This window comes from Erwinia wuhanensis (assembly GCF_030484085.1).
Taxonomy (GTDB): Bacteria; Pseudomonadota; Gammaproteobacteria; order Enterobacterales; family Enterobacteriaceae; genus Erwinia; species Erwinia aeris.
The window spans coordinates 311,876-333,279 of record NZ_JAUJUH010000005.1 but is presented as its reverse complement, the minus strand read 5'-3'; the positions used below and the strand labels follow the sequence as shown (position 1 = coordinate 333,279).

At 57.3% G+C, this 21,404-nt stretch carries 14 protein-coding genes; 7 read left to right on the top strand and 7 right to left on the bottom strand.

The window, feature by feature from the left end; all coding sequences use genetic code 11:
* The 3 genes from menB to menE are packed head-to-tail and all read left to right on the top strand — an operon-like array spanning position 1 to position 3,220.
* Positions 1–855, top strand: coding sequence for a 1,4-dihydroxy-2-naphthoyl-CoA synthase (gene menB, locus QZH36_RS14235; protein ID WP_301251920.1), 855 nt, complete (start codon positions 1–3; stop codon positions 853–855).
* On the top strand, positions 855–1,877 hold the full coding sequence (gene menC, locus QZH36_RS14230; RefSeq protein ID WP_301730497.1) for an o-succinylbenzoate synthase: 1,023 nt from the start codon (positions 855–857) through the stop codon (positions 1,875–1,877). Before menB ends, menC begins: the two co-directional genes overlap by 1 nt.
* On the top strand, positions 1,874–3,220 hold the full coding sequence (menE, locus tag QZH36_RS14225; RefSeq protein WP_301730555.1) for an o-succinylbenzoate--CoA ligase: 1,347 nt from the start codon (positions 1,874–1,876) through the stop codon (positions 3,218–3,220). The genes menC and menE overlap by 4 nt, the downstream gene beginning before the upstream one ends.
* Positions 3,221–3,510: 290 nt before the next feature.
* On the opposite strand, the gene QZH36_RS14220 is transcribed toward menE, so the two are convergent.
* A complete protein-coding gene (locus QZH36_RS14220; protein ID WP_253459819.1) occupies positions 3,511–4,956 on the bottom strand; it encodes a catalase in 1,446 nt (481 codons plus the stop codon).
* Between the two features lie 214 nt (positions 4,957–5,170).
* Between QZH36_RS14220 and QZH36_RS14215 the strand changes: the two genes are divergently transcribed.
* On the top strand, positions 5,171–6,367 hold the full coding sequence (locus QZH36_RS14215) for a nicotinamide mononucleotide deamidase-related protein YfaY (protein WP_301251916.1): 1,197 nt from the start codon (positions 5,171–5,173) through the stop codon (positions 6,365–6,367).
* Between the two features lie 38 nt (positions 6,368–6,405).
* On the opposite strand, the gene yfaE is transcribed toward QZH36_RS14215, so the two are convergent.
* From yfaE to ubiG, 4 genes are all read right to left on the bottom strand, one after another.
* Positions 6,406–6,666 (bottom strand): class I ribonucleotide reductase maintenance protein YfaE, encoded by a 261-nt coding sequence (gene yfaE / locus QZH36_RS14210; protein WP_199746382.1) that lies wholly within the window; start codon positions 6,664–6,666, stop codon positions 6,406–6,408.
* 7 nt (positions 6,667–6,673) lie between these two features.
* Complete coding sequence (gene nrdB, locus QZH36_RS14205; protein ID WP_253459825.1) at positions 6,674–7,804, bottom strand: class Ia ribonucleoside-diphosphate reductase subunit beta; 1,131 nt, start codon at positions 7,802–7,804, stop codon at positions 6,674–6,676.
* A gap of 76 nt (positions 7,805–7,880) precedes the next feature.
* The gene (gene nrdA, locus QZH36_RS14200) at positions 7,881–10,166 is read right to left on the bottom strand and encodes a class 1a ribonucleoside-diphosphate reductase subunit alpha (protein WP_253459827.1); all 2,286 of its coding nucleotides are present in this window, start codon (positions 10,164–10,166) and stop codon (positions 7,881–7,883) included.
* A 527-nt stretch (positions 10,167–10,693) separates the two neighbouring features.
* Positions 10,694–11,422 (bottom strand): bifunctional 2-polyprenyl-6-hydroxyphenol methylase/3-demethylubiquinol 3-O-methyltransferase UbiG, encoded by a 729-nt coding sequence (gene ubiG / locus QZH36_RS14195; protein WP_125288228.1) that lies wholly within the window; start codon positions 11,420–11,422, stop codon positions 10,694–10,696.
* A gap of 179 nt (positions 11,423–11,601) precedes the next feature.
* Here ubiG and gyrA point away from each other — a divergent pair, with 179 nt between their 5' ends.
* From gyrA to rcsC, 3 genes are all read left to right on the top strand, one after another.
* The gene (gene gyrA, locus QZH36_RS14190) at positions 11,602–14,238 is read left to right on the top strand and encodes a DNA topoisomerase (ATP-hydrolyzing) subunit A (protein WP_253459830.1); all 2,637 of its coding nucleotides are present in this window, start codon (positions 11,602–11,604) and stop codon (positions 14,236–14,238) included.
* A 155-nt stretch (positions 14,239–14,393) separates the two neighbouring features.
* A complete protein-coding gene (locus QZH36_RS14185) occupies positions 14,394–14,954 on the top strand; it encodes a hypothetical protein (protein ID WP_253459833.1) in 561 nt (186 codons plus the stop codon).
* 218 nt (positions 14,955–15,172) lie between these two features.
* Positions 15,173–18,028: a two-component system sensor histidine kinase RcsC gene (gene rcsC / locus QZH36_RS14180; protein WP_301730496.1), complete on the top strand. Its 2,856-nt coding sequence runs from the start codon at positions 15,173–15,175 to the stop codon at positions 18,026–18,028.
* Positions 18,029–18,083: 55 nt separating this feature from the next.
* On the opposite strand, the gene rcsB is transcribed toward rcsC, so the two are convergent.
* On the bottom strand, positions 18,084–18,734 hold the full coding sequence (gene rcsB, locus QZH36_RS14175; protein ID WP_034938033.1) for a response regulator transcription factor RcsB: 651 nt from the start codon (positions 18,732–18,734) through the stop codon (positions 18,084–18,086).
* A gap of 1 nt (position 18,735) precedes the next feature.
* Positions 18,736–21,387, bottom strand: coding sequence for a phosphotransferase RcsD (gene rcsD / locus QZH36_RS14170; RefSeq protein ID WP_253459839.1), 2,652 nt, complete (start codon positions 21,385–21,387; stop codon positions 18,736–18,738).
* Positions 21,388–21,404: the final 17 nt, after the last annotated feature.

The window sequence follows — 21,404 nt, the reverse complement described above, 5'->3', positions numbered from 1 at the left end:
ATGATTTATCCCGATGAAGCGATGCTGTATGCGCCGACAGAGTGGCGGCCATGTGGCGACTACAGCGATATCCTCTATCACAAAACGTCGGACGGCATCGCCAGGATCGCCATCAACCGGCCCGAGGTGCGCAACGCTTTTCGGCCGCAAACCGTTAAGGAGATGCTGCATGCTCTGAGCGACGCGCGGCACGACGAGCAAATCGGCGTCATTATCCTTACCGGATCGGGCGATAAGGCTTTCTGCGCCGGCGGCGATCAAAAAATTCGCGGTGACTACGGCGGCTACCGCGACGAGGCAGGCGTACATCATCTTAACGTGCTGGATTTTCAGCGTCAGATCCGCACCTGTCCCAAGCCGGTAGTGGCGATGGTGGCAGGCTATGCGGTCGGCGGCGGGCACGTGTTGCATATGCTGTGCGATTTAACGATAGCGGCGGACAATGCGCAGTTTGGCCAGACCGGCCCCAAAGTCGGCTCTTTCGACGGCGGCTGGGGTGCGTCTTATATGGCGCGCATTGTTGGTCAGAAAAAGGCGCGTGAAATTTGGTTCCTGTGCCGGATGTACAACGCGCAGCAGGCGCTGGAAATGGGCCTGGTTAATACGGTCGTGCCGCTGGCTGAACTGGAAAAAGAGACGGTGCGCTGGTGTCGTGAGATGCTGCAAAACAGCCCGATGGCGCTGCGCTGCCTGAAGGCGGCGCTGAATGCCGACTGCGACGGCCAGGCGGGGTTGCAGGAGCTGGCGGGCAACGCCACCATGCTGTTCTACATGACGGAAGAGGGCCAGGAAGGGCGCAACGCTTTTAATCAGAAGCGGCAGCCGGATTTCAGCCGCTTTAAGCGAAATCCCTGATGCGCCGGGCGACGCTCTTTAATTACAACATACTAGTGACGGCGGGCGTGGTACTGCGCGATCGGCGGGTAGCATCGCGCCACGGGCTGCTGGTCAGGCTGGAAGAGGCGGGCCGGGAAGGCTGGGGCGAGATAGCGCCGCTGCCCGGCTTCAGTACGGAAACGGCGGCGCAGGCGCAGGCTGAAACGCTGCGTTGGCTGCAAGGCTGGCGATCGGGCGCGGAAACGGGACATGGCTTGCTGACGCCCGTGTCGCCATCGCTTTCGTCCTCAGCGCTATTACCAAAAGAGCACGGCCTGTCGCCTTCCGTGGCGTTTGGCCTCAGCTGCGCGCTGGCGGAACTGGCTGGCCTGCTGCCGTCAGCGGGCAACTATTCTGGCGCAATGCTGTGCACAGGCGATCCCGACGAGCTGATTGTTCAGCTTAACCAGCGGCCGCAGCCGGTAGCCAAGCTGAAAGTGGGCCTTTACGAAGCGGTGCGCGATGGCATAACCGCATCGCTGCTGCTGGAAGCGGTACCGACGCTGAGGCTGCGGCTGGATGCGAACCAGCAGTGGTGCCTGGAGAAAGCCAGGCAGTTCGCCCGTTTTGTGCCGGAGCCTCTGCGCTCGCGTATCGCTTTTATCGAGGAGCCGTGCCGAACGCAGGAGGATTCACGTCTCTTTGCGCAGGAAACGGGCATCGCGCTGGCCTGGGATGAGAGCAGCCGCCTGCCGGGATACGTTCCGACCGCGGAACCCCATTTGCGCGCTATCGTGATCAAGCCAACGCTTGTCGGCAGCCTGGCAACAATCCGCGAAACTATCGCCCGAGCCAGCGAGGCCGGCCTGACGGCGGTGATTAGCTCGTCGGTGGAGTCGAGCCTGGGCCTGACGCAGCTGGCGCGGATAGCCAGCTGGCTGACGCCTGGCGTCGCGCCCGGTCTGGATACGCTTTCGCTAATGCAGCAGCAGCTGGTACGCGCCTGGCCGGGGTCGCCGCTGCCGCTGACGGCTGCTGAAGACCTGGAGGAAGTATGCTGAGCGCTGACTGCTGGCCCTGGCTGTACTGGGCGAAGCTGGCGCCGACTCGCCTCGCGCTGACGGTTGACGATCGCGCCTACTGCTGGGCGCAGCTGGCAGACCAAATCGAGGCGCTGGCGGCAGGCTTCCACGCGCAGGGAGTAAGCGCCGGGAGCGGCGTGGTGTTACAGGCCGCCAACTGCGAACGGGCCGTGCTGGCCTGGCTGGCGCTGCTGCGCTGCGGCGCGCGCCTGCTGCCTATCAATCCCCGGCTGCCGGCCTGGCAGACTGCCGCGCTGCTGCCTTCGTTAAATATGGACTATGCGCTGACGCTGAACGGCGAGGGGCCAGCAAATATCCCTGCGTTAAAGATAATCAATCAAGCTGGCCCGATCCCGGCCCGCTGGCAGCGCGACGCCATCGCCACGCTGACGTTAACCTCCGGCTCCACCGGCCTGCCGAAAGCCGCTGCACACAGCTTTAACGCGCATTTCGCCAGCGCGCACGGCGTAACGACAAGGCTGAACTTTGGGGCGGATGACAGCTGGCTGCTCTCGCTGCCGCTGTTTCATGTTTCCGGCCAGGGCATTTTCTGGCGCTGGCTTTACCGCGGCGCAAGGCTGGTGCTCAGCGATAACAAAATCAGCCCGGAAGCGACTTTTGCCTCGCTGGTGCCTACGCAGCTCTGGCGTTTACTGCAGGAGCCGACGCTGCGGCTGGGCACCGTTTTGCTTGGCGGGGCGGCTATTCCGCCAGCTTTGACCGCTCAGGCGGAAGCGCGCGGCATCGCCTGCTGGTGCGGCTACGGCATGACGGAAACGGCCTCGACCGTGGCGGCGAAAAGGGCGGACGGCGAGCCAGGCGTCGGCGATCCGCTGCCCGGTCATAGCATCAGGCTAAACGAGGGAGAAATTACTATACGTTCAGAGGCGTTGGCCTGCGGCTACTGGCAGGACGGGAAGCTGCTGCCGCTTACCGATAAGGAAGGATGGTTTCACACGCGCGATGGTGGTGTGCAGCGCGGTAACAATCTGCTGATTAGCGGGCGTCTGGACAATCTGTTTTTCTCGGCGGGGGAAGGTATTCAACCCGAACAGCTGGAAGCGGTGCTGGCCCGGCACGAAACGGTGGAGCAGGTTTTTATCGTGCCGCAGCCTGATGAGGAATATGGTCACCGGCCGGTCGCGCTGGTGGCGCTCAAGGGCACGTCTTCGTTCGCGCCGCTGCAGGACTGGGCGGCAAAAAATCTGGCCGGGTTTCAACGCCCGGTGCGCTGGTACACACTGCCGAAGCTGAGCGGCGGCGGCATCAAGCCTTCCCGCAGGCAGCTGGCGGAGTGGGTGTTACGGCAGGAAAAACAGTAATGCCGGAACAAATTCCGGCATTACTGACTGTTGACAAAACTATGCTCAGCCGTCAGTTCGCTACTTCGTTGGGTGAATAGCCGCAGAGACAGAGCGGAACACGGAGACGCCGTGAATACGACTATCCAGGCTTGTTGCCCGTCCGCTCAGCCTCTACCGCTGTGGTGCTGCTGTAAAAAACGGCAATACACCCGCAGGCTTTTAAGTTGGTCATCAAACAATAATGCCGGGAAAATATCCCGGCATGGCTATGCTGACTGGCGCTATCGAGGCCAAAGACGGCCCGACATTTAGCCCTGTTTTGCTTCTTTCAGCGCCTGTTCCACGCCTGCGCCGTAGGCCGGATGCACCTGATAAAAGAGCGCGAGCTGGCGCTGCTGGATAAACTCCGGTATCTGACGCAGCTCTCCGGCGATACGCTGGAACATCCGCTGGTGTTCCTCTTCGCTCAGCAGGTTAAACAGCGCGCGCGGTTGGGTGAAGTAGTCATCATCTTCGCGATGGTTCCAGTGGTCGGCTGCACCTTCCAGCGACAGCGGCGGCTCGCTGAAATCGGGCTGCTCCTGGAACACGTTAAAGCTGTTGGGTTCGTAGGTGGCGCCGTTGCCGCTGTTGCCGTCCACGCGCATCGCGCCGTCGCGATGATAGTTGTGGAAGGGACACTTCGGCGCGTTCACCGGGATCTGATGATGGTTGACGCCCAAACGATAGCGGTGCGCGTCACCATAGGAGAACAGGCGACCCTGTAGCATCCGATCCGGCGAGAAACCGATGCCGGGCACTACGTTAGCCGGGCTCATGGCGACCTGTTCCACTTCGGCAAAGTAGTTGTCCGGATTGCGGTTCAGCTCAAACTCGCCCACTTCAATCAGCGGATAGTCGGCGTGCGGCCAGACTTTGGTCAGATCGAACGGGTTGTAAGGCGTGGAGGAGGCTTCGGCTTCCGGCATAACCTGCACAAAGAATTTCCAGCGCGGGAAGTTGCCTTGCTCAATGGCGTCGAACAGATCGCGCTGCGAGCTTTCACGGTCGCGACCAATCAGCAGCGCGGCCTCATCGTCCATCAGGTTCTGAATGCCCTGTTCGCAGCGCATATGGAATTTAACCCAGAAGCGCTCCTGCTGGTCGTTGATAAAACTATAGGTGTGGCTGCCGAAACCGTGGATATGGCGATAGGAAGTGGGCAGGCCGCGATCGCTGAAGTCGATAGTCAGCTGGTGCAGCGACTCCGGCAGCTGCGAGAAGAAATCCCATTTGTAGGTTGGGTTACGCAGGTTGGTACGCGGATCGCGTTTCACCACGTGGTTCAGATCGGGGAACTTCAGCGGATCGCGCAGATAGAAAACGGGGGTGTTGTTGCCGACCAGATCCCAGTTGCCTTCTTCGGTATAAAATTTCATCGAGAAACCGCGAATATCACGCTCGGCATCGGCACCGCCGCGCTCGCCGGCCACGGTAGAAAAGCGCATAAACAGGTCGGTTTTTTTGCCCACTTCGGAAAAAATCTTCGCCCGGCTGAAACGGGTAATATCTTTAGTTACGGTAAAGGTGCCGTAAGCGCCGGAGCCTTTGGCGTGCATACGGCGCTCCGGGATCACTTCGCGGTCGAAGTGGGCCAGCTTTTCCAGAAACCAAACGTCCTGTAGCAGCATCGGGCCGCGGCGTCCGGCAGTCATTACATTATTATTATGGGCGACTGGCGCGCCTGAGGCGGTGGTGAGTCCTTTTTTGGTCATGAGCGCATATCCTCGTTAACTGAAGTGATACCTTTCAAAATTTCTTTTTCAATCGGCACTGGCTATTGTGTGGGCTATATTGCCCGCTTCGGTTAATCGACGGCAATCTGGCGTTAGCTATTGCTGCCATTTGCCGTATTGATGGTGAAATGACGTTGTAATTTCCCGTGAGGCTTCATACTGTTAAACAGGTCTGAACAATGCGGAGAAGAACATGATCAGAGTGGAAATGCTGTCTACCGGCGATGAAGTGCTGCACGGGCAAATCGTGGATACCAATGCGGCCTGGCTGGCCGAACTGTTGTTTCAAGAGGGATTACCCATGACGAGCCGCCAGACCGTTGGCGACAGTATGGAAGAGCTGGTCAGCGTGCTTACCGAGCGCAGCAAGGTGGCGGATGTGCTGATCGTCAACGGCGGCCTGGGGCCGACCAGCGATGATTTAAGCGCGGTTGCGGCGGCGAAAGCGGCAGGCGTCGGGCTGGTGATGCAGGAAGAGTGGCTGGCGAAGATGGAGGCGTTTTTTGCCGGACGCGGCCGCAAAATGGCCGACAGCAACCGCAAGCAGGCGGAAATCCCGGCGGGCGCCGAGATGATTGACAATCCGATCGGCACCGCCTGCGGTTTTGCGCTTCAGCTCAACCGCTGCTGGATCTTCTTCACCCCCGGCGTGCCGTCAGAATATAAAAGAATGGTCGAGGAGCAAATTCTGCCTCGTCTTAAAGCTCGCTTCCCGGTGTCAGACCCGCCGGTATGCCTGCGGTTGACTACCTTTGGTCGCGGAGAAAGCGATCTGGCGTCAGAAATCGAACCGCTGCCGCTGCCGGAAGGCGTGGTAATGGGATACCGCGCCTCAATGCCGATTATCGAGCTGAAGCTGAATGGCCCGGCCTCTAAGCTGCCTGAGATGGAGCAGTTCTGGCAGCAGGTGCGCGAGATCGCTGGCGAAAGCACGATTTTTGAAGGTACGGAAGGGCTGCCCGCGCAGCTGTCGCGTCGCCTGCAGGAACAGACCCATCGCCTGGCGGTCAGCGAACAATTTACCGCCGGACTGGTGCAGTATCAGCTCGCCTCGGTACAGGCGCCGCTGGCGGCGGGCAACGTGCTGCCGTCACAGGATGAAAGCCTGGCTGAACTGATGCAGCGCGCGCAACGGTTAGCCGAAGCGGATAAAGCCGATCTGGCGCTGGTGGTTGGCGCAGAAAAAGAAAATCACCTCGGCTTTGCCCTCTTTACGCCGCAGGGCTGCTGGAGTCAGCGGGTAAAGTTCAGCAACAACCGGCACGGGCTGAAGGCGCGTCAGGACGTCTCTGCCATGATGGCGCTGAATATGCTGCGGCGCTGGCTGGATGGTCTGGAGGTTACGGGCGGCCACGGCTGGATTGACGTGGTGGAGACGCAGCGAGGCTAAAAAAACCGCGCCGGAGGGCGCGGTTATTCAGCGTACAACTAAAGGTGCAGGATCTCGATCTCAATATCACCTTTAGCCTTGCAGCAGCACGGCAGGATCTCTCCCGGCTGAATAAAGGCCAGCGGTTTCTCCGCATAGCTGACTTCCCCTTTTACCAGGCGCATACGACAGGAGCCGCAGTAGCCTTCACGGCACTGAAACTCCACCTGATAGTTGTGGGCTTCCAGCGTCGTCAGCAGGTTAGGGTGATCCTCAGCGCATTCCAGACGCGTGCCGCAGGCGCTGAGGGTAACGTACATCCGCATGTTACAGCTGGAAGTCGTCGAAGTCGTTTTCGCCTACTTCGGAATCGATCTGCCCAACCAGATAAGAGCTGACCTCTACTTCCTGCGGCGCAACCTGCACGTTGTCCGAAACCAGCCAGGAGTTGATCCACGGGATCGGGTTAGAGCGGGTTTTAAACGGCAGCTCCAGACCCACAGCGTTCATGCGGATATTGGTGATGTATTCGATGTACTGGCAAAGAATATCTTTGTTCAGGCCAATCATCGAGCCGTCGCGGAACAGGTATTCCGCCCACTCTTTCTCTTGCTGCGCGGCCAGCACAAACAGGTCGTAGCACTCCTGCTGGCACTCTTTAGCGATTTCCGCCATCTCCGGATCGTCTTCGCCGCTTCTCAGCAGGTTCAGCATATGCTGAGTGCCGGTCAGGTGCAGCGCTTCATCACGGGCAATCAGCTTGATGATTTTCGCGTTGCCTTCCATCAGTTCACGCTCGGCAAAAGCAAACGAGCAGGCAAAGCTGACGTAGAAGCGGATCGCTTCCAGCGCGTTCACGCTCATCAGGCAGACATAAAGCTGTTTTTTCAGCGCTCTCAGGTTAACGGTCACGGTTTTGCCGTTGACCTGATGCGTGCCTTCGCCCAGCAGATGCCAGTAGTTGGTCATCTCGATCAGATCGTCGTAGTAGCCGGAGATATCTTTGGCGCGCGACAGGATCTGCTCGTTGGTAACGATATCGTCAAATACCACCGCCGGATCGTTAACGATGTTGCGGATGATATGCGTATAAGAGCGCGAGTGGATGGTTTCAGAAAACGCCCAGGTCTCGACCCAGGTTTCCAGCTCGGGGATCGAAATCAGCGGCAGCAGCGCCACGTTCGGGCTACGTCCCTGAATGGAATCCAGCAGCGTCTGGTATTTCAGGTTGCTGATAAAGATATGCTTTTCGTGGTCCGGCAGGCCCTGGTAGTCGATGCGGTCGCGCGACACGTCCACCTCTTCCGGGCGCCAGAAAAAGGAGAGCTGCTTTTCGATCAGCTTTTCAAAAATGCCGTATTTCTGCTGGTCGTAGCGGGCGACGTTGACCGGCTGGCCGAAAAACATCGGTTCGTTCAGCTGGTCGTTTTTATTTTGCGAGAACGTGGTGTAAGCCATGACATTATCCAGTGAGGAAGGGCAGGGAAAACCCGGCCCGACGTAAAATCAGGGGGCGAAGCTCGCCCCGCTTTGGTTAAATCTTGCAGGCGCCGCTTTCACAGCCGTCATCCTGAATGGATGGCGCCAGGTCGTCCTGAGCATCTTCCGCGCCGTCGCGGGTGTTCTGGTAATAAAGCGTTTTCACGCCGAACTTATAGGCGGTCAGCAGATCTTTCAGCAGCTGTTTCATGGGCACGCGACCGTTGGCAAAGCGCGTCGGATCGTAGTTGGTGTTCGATGAAATCGCCTGGTCGATAAACTTCTGCATCAGGCCGACCAGCTGCAGATAGCCGTCGTTATTCGGCATATCCCACAGCAGCTCATACTGATCTTTCAGACGCTCATACTCCGGCACTACCTGACGCAGAATGCCGTCTTTGGAAGCCTTGATGCTGATATGGCCGCGCGGCGGCTCAATGCCGTTGGTGGCGTTGGAGATCTGCGAAGAGGTCTCTGACGGCATCAGCGCGGAAAGCGTGGAGTTGCGCAGGCCGTGCGTTTTAATCGCCTCGCGCAGCGCTTCCCAGTCCAGGTGCAGCGGCTCGTTGCTGATCGCATCCAGATCTTTCTTGTAGGTGTCGATCGGCAGAATGCCCTGCGCATAGGTGGTTTCGTTAAACCACGGGCAGGCGCCTTGCTCCTGTGCCAGCTCGTTGGAGGCCTTCAGCAGGTAGTACTGAATGGCTTCAAAGGTTTTGTGCGTCAGGTTGTTGGCACTGCCGTCGGAATAGCGCACGCCGTGCTTCGCCAGATAGTACGCGAAGTTGATCACGCCGATACCCAGCGTACGACGGCCCATCGCGCCGCGTTTGGCGGCCGGGATTGGGTAATCCTGATAGTCCAGCAGCGCATCCAGCGCGCGCACTGCCAGCGTGGCCAGCTCCTGCAGATCGTCCAGGCTTTCAATGGCGCCAAGGTTGAACGCCGACAGCGTACAGAGCGCGATTTCGCCGTTCTCGTCGTTGACGTCCATCAGCGGTTTGGTCGGCAGCGCAATCTCCAGGCAGAGGTTGGACTGGCGCACGGGCGCGATAGCCGGATCGAACGGGCTGTGGGTGTTGCAGTGGTCAACGTTCTGAATATAGATACGGCCGGTTGAGGCGCGTTCCTGCATCATCAGTGAGAACAGGTCTACCGCTTTTACGCGCTGCTTGCGGATGCTGTCGTCCTTCTCGTATTTGGTATACAGGCGCTCAAACTCTTCCTGATCGGCAAAGAAAGCGTCATACAGGCCAGGCACGTCGGACGGGCTGAACAGGGTGATTTCTTCGCCCTTCAGCAGACGGGTGTACATCAGTTTGTTGATCTGTACGCCGTAGTCCATGTGACGCACGCGGTTGCCTTCCACGCCACGGTTGTTTTTCAGCACCAGCAGGCTTTCTACTTCCAGATGCCACATTGGGTAGAACAGCGTCGCTGCACCGCCGCGCACGCCGCCCTGCGAGCAGGATTTCACCGCCGTCTGGAAATGCTTGTAGAAAGGAATACAGCCGGTGTGGAAGGCTTCGCCGCCACGGATCGGGCTGCCCAGCGCGCGGATGCGGCCAGCGTTGATGCCGATACCGGCGCGCTGGGAAACATATTTCACGATGGCGCTGGAGGTGGCGTTAATCGAATCCAGGCTGTCGCCGCACTCGATCAGCACGCAGGAGCTGAACTGGCGGGTTGGGGTGCGCACGCCGGACATAATCGGCGTCGGCAGGGAAATCTTAAAGGTAGAAATCGCGTCGTAGAAACGTTTTACGTAATCCAGACGTGTCTCACGTGGATAGCCGGAGAACAGGCAGGCCGCCACCAGAATATAGAGGAACTGCGCGCTTTCGTAGATATCGCCGCTCACGCGGTTCTGCACCAGATATTTGCCTTCCAGCTGCTTAACGGCGGCATAGGAGAAGTTCATATCGCGCCAGTGGTCGATAAAGCCGTCCATCTGCTCGAACTCTTCCACGCTGTAGTCTTCCAGCAGATGGCGATCGTATTTACCCAGATCGACCATGCGCTTCACCTGATCGTAAAGCTTCGGCGGCTCAAACTGGCCGTAGGCTTTTTTACGCAGGTGGAAGATAGCCAGGCGCGCGGCCATGTACTGATAGTCCGGCGCATCGCGGGAGATCAGGTCGGCAGCAGACTTGATGATCGTCTCGTGGATGTCGGAGGTCTTGATGCCTTCGTAAAACTGGATATGGGAACGCAGTTCAACCTGAGAGACGGAAACGTTTTGCAGACCTTCTGCAGCCCAGTCAAGCACGCGGTGGATTTTATCCAGATTGATGCGTTCGGTGCGGCCATCGCGTTTAGTGACAAGCAGGCTCTGATTCATGTGGCGTTTTTATCCTGTCCGTGAGATCGAAAATATCCCCCGTTTATACACAGACTGCTCACGTGTGAGTAACTCTGTGGATAAACACTATATATAGGGGGTGGATGAAGTATTGATAACAATATGGTGGTTATTTTAGTAATTTCTGCGATCTTAACAAGCCTTGACGCAGCGGCAATTTTACTGATCGCGGGCTGGCCGTTTTCCTAAGTCCGCGTTTCTCAAGGCCCTGGGTCCATGTCAACAGGGCGAGAAATTTTTTCTTATTTTTCCTGAATGCGGGATCTTTGCGCGCCCTTGATCCGCCGCCTTTTTTTTTGGCCAAAAAGTATACTTCAGATGCTGAAAATATCCTGACGAATGGCGAAAAAAGCGACGCAGGCACGAAATAAAATTTACGCCGAAGCTAATAAGAAATTCCTGCAAAGGCAGAAGGACAAAAAGTGCGGTGCGAGAAGGGAGGTGCAGCCAAAGCGGAGGCAGGAAAAAATTTCCCTTAAGAAACAGCGTCCTTAAGGGAAGAGGCGTTATTCCGCAGGGCGGTGCGTATGCACCATATAGTTAACGTCGACGCCCGGCGCCAGCTTGAACTTGTTGGTCAGCGGATTGTAATGCAGGCCAATCATATGACGCTCGCGCAGCGAGGTTTCATCAACCCAGTTCAGCAGCTCGCCGGGGCGGATAAACTTTTTAATATCGTGCGTACCGCGCGGCACCATGCGCAGCACATACTCCGCACCGATCACCGCCATCAGCCAGGATTTGCTGTTGCGGTTAAGGGTGGAAAAGAACACTTCGCCGCCGGGCTTAACCAGCTTCGCGCAGGCGTGCACCACCGAGCGCGGATCCGGCACGTGCTCCAGCATCTCCATACAGGTCACCACGTCGTACTGACCGGCGAACTGCTCCGCATGCTCTTCAACGGTTTGCTGTACGTAGTCGACCTTCACGCCGCTTTCCAGCGCATGGAGACGGGCGATCTCCAGCGGTTCCGCGCCCATATCCAGGCCGGTCACTTCGGCGCCTTCACGCGCCATGCTTTCCGCCAGGATGCCGCCGCCGCAGCCGACGTCCAGCACCTTTTTGCCAAACAGGCCGTCGCTGTGCTGAGCGATATAACCCAGGCGCAGCGGGTTAATGCGGTGCAGCGGTTTAAACTCGCCTTCCAGATCCCACCAGCGCGACGCGACCGCCTCGAACTTGGCAATTTCCTGATGATCCACGTTAGCCGTGGCGCTGTTTTGCTCTGCCTTCATTGTTTCTTACTCCCTGGAAGTTTGGCTTCAGTATACATCTTTCCGCAGGCGAACGGCCGACAGGATAAAAGCGCGCGATTAAAGCGGGCGGAACGACGCTTTCCGTTCACCATAGTGCCTAAAGGTGATATACTTTCGCACCTTTAAATCCGGGTATAATTTAGAAGGAAAGCGCCTCCATGAGTGACCTGGCCAGAGAAATCACACCGGTCAATATCGAAGAAGAGCTAAAGAACTCTTACCTTGATTATGCCATGTCGGTCATCGTTGGCCGTGCATTGCCAGACGTCCGCGATGGCCTGAAGCCAGTACACCGTCGCGTGCTCTATGCCATGAACGTGCTGGGCAATGACTGGAACAAACCTTATAAAAAGTCAGCCCGTGTTGTCGGCGACGTTATTGGTAAATATCACCCGCATGGCGATACCGCCGTGTATGACACTATCGTGCGTATGGCGCAGCCTTTCTCGCTGCGCTACATGCTGGTAGACGGCCAGGGCAACTTCGGTTCCGTTGACGGCGACTCCGCTGCGGCAATGCGTTATACCGAAGTGCGCATGTCTAAAATCGCTCACGAGCTGCTGGCGGATCTGGAAAAAGAAACCGTCGACTACGTGCCGAACTATGACGGCACCGAGCAGATCCCGGAAGTCATGCCGACCAAGATCCCGAACCTGCTGGTTAACGGTTCTTCGGGCATCGCCGTGGGCATGGCGACCAACATTCCGCCGCACAACCTGACGGAAGTGATCAACGGCTGTCTGGCCTATATCGAAGATGAGAACATCAGCATTGAAGGGCTGATGGAACACATTCCGGGGCCGGACTTCCCGACCGCCGCCATCATCAACGGCCGTCGTGGCATTGAAGAAGCCTATCGTACCGGGCGCGGCAAAATCTATATCCGCGCGCGTGGCGAAGTGGAAGTGGACGCTAAAACCGGCCGCGAAACCATCATCATCCACGAAATTCCCTATCAGGTGAACAAAGCGCGCCTGATCGAGAAAATGGCGGAGCTGGTGAAAGAGAAACGTCTGGAAGGGATCAGCGCGCTGCGCGATGAGTCCGATAAAGACGGGATGCGCATCGTGGTGGAAGTGAAGCGCGATGCGGTAGGCGAAGTGGTGCTGAACAACCTCTACTCGCTGACCCAGCTGCAAACCTCTTTCGGCATCAACATGGTGGCGCTGCATCAGGGCCAGCCGAAGATCATGCCGCTGAAGGATATTCTGGAAGCCTTTGTTCGCCACCGCCGTGAAGTGGTGACGCGCCGGACTATCTTTGAACTGCGCAAGGCTCGCGATCGCGCGCATATCCTTGAAGCGCTGGCGATCGCGCTGGCCAACATCGATCCTATTATCGAGCTAATCCGCCACGCGCCAACGCCAGCGGAAGCGAAAGCGGGTCTGGTGGCGCGTCCGTGGGAGCTGGGCAACGTTTCCGCCATGCTGGAACGCGCGGGCGACAACGCGGCGCGTCCGGAGTGGCTGGAAGAAGAGTACGGCATTCGCGACGGCCAGTATTACCTGACCGAACAGCAGGCCCAGGCGATCCTGGATCTGCGTCTGCAGAAGCTGACCGGCCTGGAGCACGAAAAGCTGCTGGACGAGTACAAAGAGCTGCTGGAGCAAATTGCCGAGCTGATCCGCATTCTGGAAAGCGCAGAGCGCCTGATGGAAGTGATCCGCGAAGAGCTGGAGCTGGTGCGTGACCAGTTTGGCGACAAACGCCGCACGGAAATCACCGCCAACAGCGCCGATATTAATATTGAAGATCTGATCAACCAGGAAGATGTGGTCGTGACCCTGTCGCATCAGGGCTACGTGAAATATCAGCCGCTGACGGATTACGAAGCGCAGCGTCGCGGCGGCAAAGGCAAGTCGGCAGCACGCATCAAGGAAGAAGACTTTATCGACCGCCTGCTGGTGGCCAACACCCACGATACGATCCTCTGCTTCTCCAGCCGTGGTCGTCTCTACTGGATGAAGGTCTATCAGCTGCCGGAAGCGAGCCGTGGCGCGCGTGGACGTCCTATCGTCAACCTGCTGCCGCTGGAAGCGAACGAGCGCATCACCGCAATTCTGCCGGTGCGTGAATACGCGGAAGGCTGGAACATCTTTATGGCGACCGCCAGCGGCACCGTGAAGAAAACCGCGCTGACCGAGTTCAGCCGTCCACGCAGCGCCGGCATTATCGCCGTCAACCTGCGCGAAGACGATGAGCTGATTGGCGTGGCGCTGACCAACGGCAACGATGAAGCGATGCTCTTCTCTGCGGCGGGTAAAGTGGTGCGCTTCGCCGAGAACGCGGTGCGCGCGATGGGCCGTACCGCATCGGGCGTGCGCGGCATTAAGCTGGCGGAAGGCGATCGTGTGGTCTCGCTGATCGTGCCGCGTGATGACGGCGCTATCCTGACGGTGACGCAGAACGGCTACGGTAAGCGTACCGCCAACAGCGAGTACCCGACCAAGTCTCGTGCGACCCAGGGCGTTATCTCGATCAAGGTTACCGAGCGCAACGGGCCGGTTATCGGCGCGGTGCAGGTGGTCGACAGCGATCAGATCATGATGATCACCGATGCCGGTACGCTGGTGCGTACCCGCGTGTCTGAGGTCAGCGTGGTTGGCCGTAACACCCAGGGCGTTATTCTGATCCGTACTGCGGAAGATGAAAACGTGGTGGGCCTACAGCGCGTGGCCGAGCCGGTTGCCGAAGAAGAGCTGGATGCTATCGACGGCAGCGTGGCCGAAGGCGACGAGGACATCGCGCCGGAAGTGATGGAAGACGACGCGCCGGAAGGCGACGAAGAAGAGTAATTTCTTCCGCTTAAGGTGCCAGAGGCCGGTTCAGTGAACCGGCCTTTTTTTATGCGCCGAAGAAAATGCGGAAGACGATACGCAGGATTGGCGTCCGAAACGGACAGCGGCGAAGAGGATTGCTATACACGCAGGGCGAACTACGGAGGGTTGCCATGCAAATCAAAGCCGAACGTTATTTTTCTCCGCTGACGGGCAGGGGAGAATGTTATCTGGTCAGCGTAATTAAGCGGGACGGAAGAAACCGGGAATACATTGTTGAGATCAATCCATTACACAGGGCAATGTACTTTCTTTTTACTGGAAACTGGACGCATGATTATGTTGAAAATTTCGCCTGGATAGTAAGCTTTTATCCGCACGATGCGCTATTGTTGCCAGGCAAAGAGGGACGTTTTAAGCCTGACGGCGGCATGAACTTTACGCGTAGCGAGCTGGAGAAGTTTATGGTGCAGGGAATTGGGGCCGCCATAGAGGATTTTTCGCAACGGCATCGGCCGATGATGCTGGTAGCGGTGGCGATCCGGAAAAAGCTGGGCAGGTTGTATCATCGTCTTCTTATCCGGCACGCAGAGGCGGCCGGTTATCTTTATCATCAGACATATGTGCAGGAGGCTATTTATGTTATCGAGAAAAAATCAAAAAGCGCAAAGCCAGAGCGCGCGCCGACCTTCCAGAGAGGAGATTATTGCGCTATCGCTGGGTTGTATGAATGAATCTGCCGAGAAACTGGCCGCGCTGGCGCAAAAAAGCGACGTTTTTGCGGCCTGTCGCCGTTCCGCTGACGGTTATCCGGAAAAGTCTTAAGTAAGCGCGGCGTTTTACGCAGAAAACAGCGCGTTGAGCGTACGGGTAACTGGCTTTTTAACGGCTCTGGCGGTACTGTAGCGGGATCGTATTTGTCATCCCGACCAGCCGCCACTGTAGGTTCCGTTTGAAATATTTAGTCTCGTTCAGAACAACGTTAAGGATCTCTCGCTATCTGTTCCGGGCGCTGGCGCTGATGCTCTGGACGCTCGGTGCGCTGCTCACCACCTTTTATATTATTAACGTGCTGCACGAGAAAGAGGCGCAGGTACGGCAGGAGTTCAACGCCAGCTTTGAGCAGGCGCAGTGGTATATTCGCCATTCCACAGACGTTACGCGAGAACTGAAATATATCGCCGAGAACCGGCTGAACGCGTCCGCCAATGGCCTTGACGTGCTCAACGGCGTTTTTCCCGGCAAAACGGCGCTGCCACAGTTTTATCCGCTCTATTCCGACTCTGACTGTAGCGCCATGAGCGACGTCTGGCGCAATTCGCTGGAGTCGCTGAGCTATTTCCTGCACTACTGGAAAGCCAATTTCGCTTCCGCCTATGAGCTGAACAGGGTGTTCTTTATTGGCGGTGAAAGCCTGTGCCTGGCAGACTTTGGCGTCGGCAACGCCTCCGCCGACCGCGAGCGCGCGCTGAAAGCGCTGCACGAACGCATCCTGAAATACCGCAGCGGCAATGATGAAGAGCGCAAAAACAGCTTCTTCTGGATCGCGCCGGCCAGCCAGCCCGGTACGGGCTACTACTATATGGTGACGCCGGTGTATGTCGCCAGCAAAATGGCGGCGCTGCTGGGCATTGAGCAAACCATCCGCCTGGATGATTTTGTGGTGCCGGGCAGCTTCCCGGTCAATGCTATGCTGCTGGACGCAGACAATCAGCGCGTGCTGACCTCTTCCCGGCCCGGCAGCCGGGTATCGCTGGACGATCTGCCCGACGACAGTACCTGGTTCGGCTATATCAACGGCTACAAACAGCTGGTGCTGAAAAAAACGCTGACGCCGTCTTCGCTGACCATGGTCTATTCGGTGCAGACCAACGAGATGGTCGAAAAGCTGAAAATGCTGATCATCAATGCCATCCTGCTGAACGTCATCAGCGCCATTATTCTGTTTACGCTGGCCTGGCTGTTTGAGCGGCGCATGTTTTTGCCCGCCGAAGATAATGCCCATCGCCTGGAAGAGCACGAGCAGTTTAACCGTAAAATCGTCGCCTCTGCTCCGGTCGGCATTTGCATCCTGCGCACCAGCGACGGCACCAATATCCTCAGCAACGAGCTGGCACATAACTACCTCAGTATGCTGACGCAGGAAGACAGGCAGCGCCTGACCGAAATTATTTGCGGCCAGCAGGTTAACTTTGTTGACGTGCTGACCGGCAGCAATACCAATTTGCAAATCAGCTTTGTGCATTCGCGCTATCGCAACGAAAACGTGGCGATTTGCGTGCTGGTGGACGTCAGCGCACGCGTGAAAATGGAAGAGTCGCTACAGGAAATGGCACAGGCTGCCGAGCAGGCCAGCCAGTCGAAATCCATGTTCCTGGCCACGGTCAGCCACGAGCTGCGCACGCCGCTGTACGGCATTATCGGCAACCTGGATCTGCTGCAAACCCGCGCGCTGCCTAAAGGCGTAGAGTCGCTGGTCACGGCGATGAATAACTCCTCCAGCCTGCTGCTGAAAATCATCAGCGATATTCTCGACTTCTCTAAAATTGAGTCCGAGCAGCTGCGTATTGAACCACGGGAATTCGCGCCGCGCGAGGTGATCACCCATATCGCCTCTAACTATCTGGCGATGGTGGTGAAAAAACGCCTGACGCTCTGGTGCTTTATCGACAGCGACGTGCCGGTCACGCTGGACGGCGATCCGATCCGCCTTCAGCAGGTCATCTCTAACCTGTTGAACAACGCAATTAAGTTTACCCACACCGGCGGCATTATTTTGCAGGCCTACGTTAAAGACGGCTATCTGGCTTTCCGCGTGCGTGATACCGGCGTGGGCATACCGGCCAAAGAGATCACCCGCCTGTTCGATCCGTTCTTCCAGGTCGGCACCGGCGTGCAGCGTAATTTCCAGGGCACCGGCCTGGGGTTGGCTATCTGTGAAAAGCTGATCAATATGATGGACGGTGATATTGAGGTCGATTCCGAACCGGGAATGGGCAGCCAGTTTATCGTGCGCATTCCGCTTTATAACAGCAAGGTGAAAACCCCGCAGCGGCACGAAGGCCTGGAAGGCAAAACCTGTTGGCTGGAATTGCGTAACGAGGCGCTGGCCGCCTTCCTGGAAAAATTGCTCGACGGGCACGGCCTGAAGGTGCAGCGCCTGCATGAGCTAAGCCGCTGCGAGCCGGATGACGTGATCGTGACCGATTACGACTTCCAGAGTCAGCAGGTGCACCGGGCGACTATCCGCTTTGACGGCAGCCATAACGATGGCCCGCAGGAGCTGTCGCCGGGGCGTTGGGTTTACGGCACCACCACGCCGCACGAGCTGCCCGCGCTGTTGGGACGCATCTATCGTGTTGAAGTAGAGATGCCGGACGCTTCGTCAGAGCTGCCGGAAACGGACGAGAAAAGTGTCACCAACGAAGATATTCTTATCCTGGTGGTGGACGATCACCCTATCAACCGCATGCTGCTGTCCGATCAGCTTGGCTCGCTGGGCTATCGGGTGAAAACGGCGCAGGATGGCGTGGATGCGCTCAACGTGCTGAGCCGCAACGAGATTGATATTGTCCTGACCGACGTCAACATGCCGAATATGGACGGTTATCGCCTGACGCAGCGCCTGCGGCAGCTGGGCCTGACCTTCCCGGTGGTCGGCGTCACCGCCAACGCGCTGGCGGAAGAAAAACAGCGCTGTATGGAAGCGGGTATGGATAACTGTCTGTCGAAGCCGGTTACGCTGGACACGCTACAGCAGACGCTGGCGTTTTACGCGGATCGGGTCAGGAAAAGCCGGGAAGGGTAACGCGGACGATAAAAAAAGCCTGGCGGGAGCCAGGCTCAGGATAAGCCCTGGGGGTTTAGTCTTTATCCACCGGCATGGTGCTGACGGATGAAAGATAGTTCAGCAGCGCGATATCGTTATCCACGCCCAGCTTCATCATCGCCGACTTCTTCTGGCTACTGATGGTTTTGATGCTGCGGTTCAGCTTCTTGGCGATTTCGGTTACCAGGAAACCTTCCGCAAACAGGCGCAGCACTTCGCTCTCTTTCGGGGACAGGCGCTTGTCGCCATAGCCGCCCGCGCTGATTTTCTCCAGCAGTTTAGCCACGCTTTCCGGCGTATACTTCTTGCCTTTTTGCAGTGCGGCCAGCGCTTTAGGCAGGTCGGTTGGCGCGCCCTGTTTCAGCACGATCCCTTCAATGTCCAGGTCCAGCACGGCGCTGAGGATGGCCGGGTTGTTGTTCATGGTCAGAACGATGATCGACAGGTCCGGATAGTGACGCTTGATATACTTAATCAGCGTAATACCGTCGCCATATTTTTCACCAGGCATCGACAGATCGGTGATCAGGACGTTGGCGTCAAGCTTGGAAAGGCTGTTGATTAATGCTGTGGAATCTTCGAACTCACCGACAACATTGACCCATTCAATCTGTTCAAGTGACTTGCGAATGCCGAACAGAACAATAGGATGGTCATCGGCAATAATTACGTTCAGGTTGTTCATATTATTGGTTACCTTGCTGCAGCAGTTCGTTGACGTAGCGGTCAATTTCACTGGTGGTATTTTTAATGTTTGAATTGTCACACTCGGTTATGTGCTGTTCTAACGTTTCACAAAGCTGCTTGCCCGGTGTCAAATTAAGCATGGCAAACACACCCTTCAGGCGATGCGCAGTCTGAGCAAGCGAACTCAAGTCCCTTTCTGCTGCCTCATTATACAATCTCTTTACATCATCTGGTACTGTCTCAACAAACAGCTGGAAATAGCCTGGCGCGAACAGCTGCGCAGGCGTCTCCTCTTCTTCGGTCTCATCCAGGGCCAGCTGAAGCTCAATAAGCTGCAGTAACGCATCCTGCATAGCGCTGCTGATATTGAAATTCACCCTGAAGCGATCGCGGGAAAGCGCGGTGTAGCCCGCCTCATCATCCGTCAGCAGCAGCGACCAGGCCGTCAGGCTGGCCGGGTCGTCCGTGACCAGCACATCGTGATCCTGTCCGGAAAAGCGCTCGTCCGGCGTAATACAGCTGGCGCCCCAGTTTTCTAACTGGTGCACCACAATTTTTCTGACCTCATCCACGTTGATATCAATTAACGCGGTCAGACCTTCCAGCAGCTTCTCTTCCTGAGCCTGCTGGTGTTCCTGCGGCGCATGAACCTGGATGCTGTAACGGGTGCCGATATCGGGACGCGCGACAATTTCAAGATGCCCGCCAAGCTGTTTGCACAGCTGCTTACAAAGGAAAAACGCCAGCCCCGAAGCCTGACCAAAACGGTCAAAGCTGGTTTCGCCGAGGAAAGGAAAATCGGTGTTGCCCATCTCGTCCACCGTCAGTCCGGCGCCGGTATCCACCATTTCAATCGCCAGCCTGTCCGGCCGATCGGCAGGATGGCTGACCTCAATAGAGATGCGGCCCCAGCTGGTGCTGGTAATGGAATAGTGCAGCAGAGTGGTCAGGATTTTGTAAATAGCGCGCCGATCGCCAAAACGGTTCTCGTCGCTGTTCAGACGGTTGCTGACCACCAGCTTCAGCCCCTTACGCCGCAGCGAGGGCAGGGCCTCGGTCACCAGCTCATCAAGCACGCTTTGCAGGTTAAAGGCTTCGGCGTCCGGCGCCCAGTCGTGCGTTTCCAGACGATTTAACAGCACGATATCATCCACCAGCCGACGCAGCGCCTGCGCTTCCTGCAGCGCGTCTTCCAGCTGCTCGCCAGGCTGCGCGGATTCGATAGCCTGCAAATGGCCGATCACATCGCCCAGCGGCCGGTTCAGCGCGTGTCCCAGATTCTGCAACAGCTGCTGACGCGTCTGGTGGCTTTTATCCAGCACCTGCTGCGCTTTTTGCAGCTTTTTATTCACCAACAGCTCGCGATCCTGATCGCGCATCATAAACAGCTGGGTGCTGGCCGCCAGCATACTGCGCGCATGGCGGATCTCATAAACTTCGTTGTTGACGGTAGCCTGCAACACGCCCTGATGCTGATCGGACATATTGATAATCTTTTGCAGATTGAGATGCGGCAGCAGGTGCTCGGCGATTTTGTTGCTGATAATCGTGCGGTTGCTGGCAAAGTCATACACCAGCAGGCCAACCGGCAGGCTGGCCACAATCTCTTCATTGAGGATGCGCAGCGACTCCAGTTCGGCGCTCTGGTTTTCGCTGGGGCGCAGCGACTGCTGGCGCAGCAGCAGCAGACCGGCCAGCGAAAGCAGCAGCAGCACAAAATTCGCCAGCAGCGGCCACATCAGGTTACGCAGCGTGTCGGCGATCAGGCCGAGGATCGGCACGCGATAAACCAGCTGCAACGGCGTGCTGGACAGCGAGGCGGCGATTTCTACATTGGGATTCAGCAGCGTGACTTTAGTGCTGTGCGTACTGTCTTCATCCACGCTGGCGCTGCTGCCGGTACCGGCCATATCCTGCTTCAGCTGGAAATTTTCCAGCGGCATATTCAGTGGGATCAGATCGTTAATCGGCAAATCGAAGGCGACCACGGTGGCCAGGTGGCCCGGCTGGTTAAAGGTGGTGCGCACGGTAAAATAGTGGTCATTCTGCCAGGTAAAGCGGCGCAGCGGCGAGAAGCTTTCCCGCTCGTCCAGCGCGTTGGCCTGCTGGAGCATCTCCGCGCGGCGCGCATCGACAATAGTGCTGATGGCGCTCTCTTTATAACGCGTCGCCATATCTTTTAACGGCAGCGTCGAAATTAAAATCAGGCTGTTATCCTGCCCGTTGAGAAAATACATTGACCAGGTGCTGTTTTCGGCGCCCCATAGCGTATCCAGATAGTTAGACATACGCAGCGTCATATCCAGCGTGCTGCTGTCGTGCGAGCCAAAAATCAGCGCTTCGGTTTTACGGCGGGTTTTCTCAAGATAATAGACATCGGGACGCAGGCGGGTTTCCTGCAGGCTGTTCGGCGGCGAGCCTGCGGCATTGGCCGCAAGATTTTCATAAATCTGCCAGGTAGCGAACCGGTAGGTGTCGATACGCTTCTGCATAACGTGAGCGATATCCGCCATCGCATAGCGTTTATCGGTCAGCCAGGCGTTAACGGCGTTGTGGATCATAAATCCGGATGCCAACAGCAGTACCAGGATAAACATCACGAAAAACCGGGTGACGTTACCGGAAGTCAGTGGAAATTTGTAGGGCATCATAGCCGTGGAACCCCAGT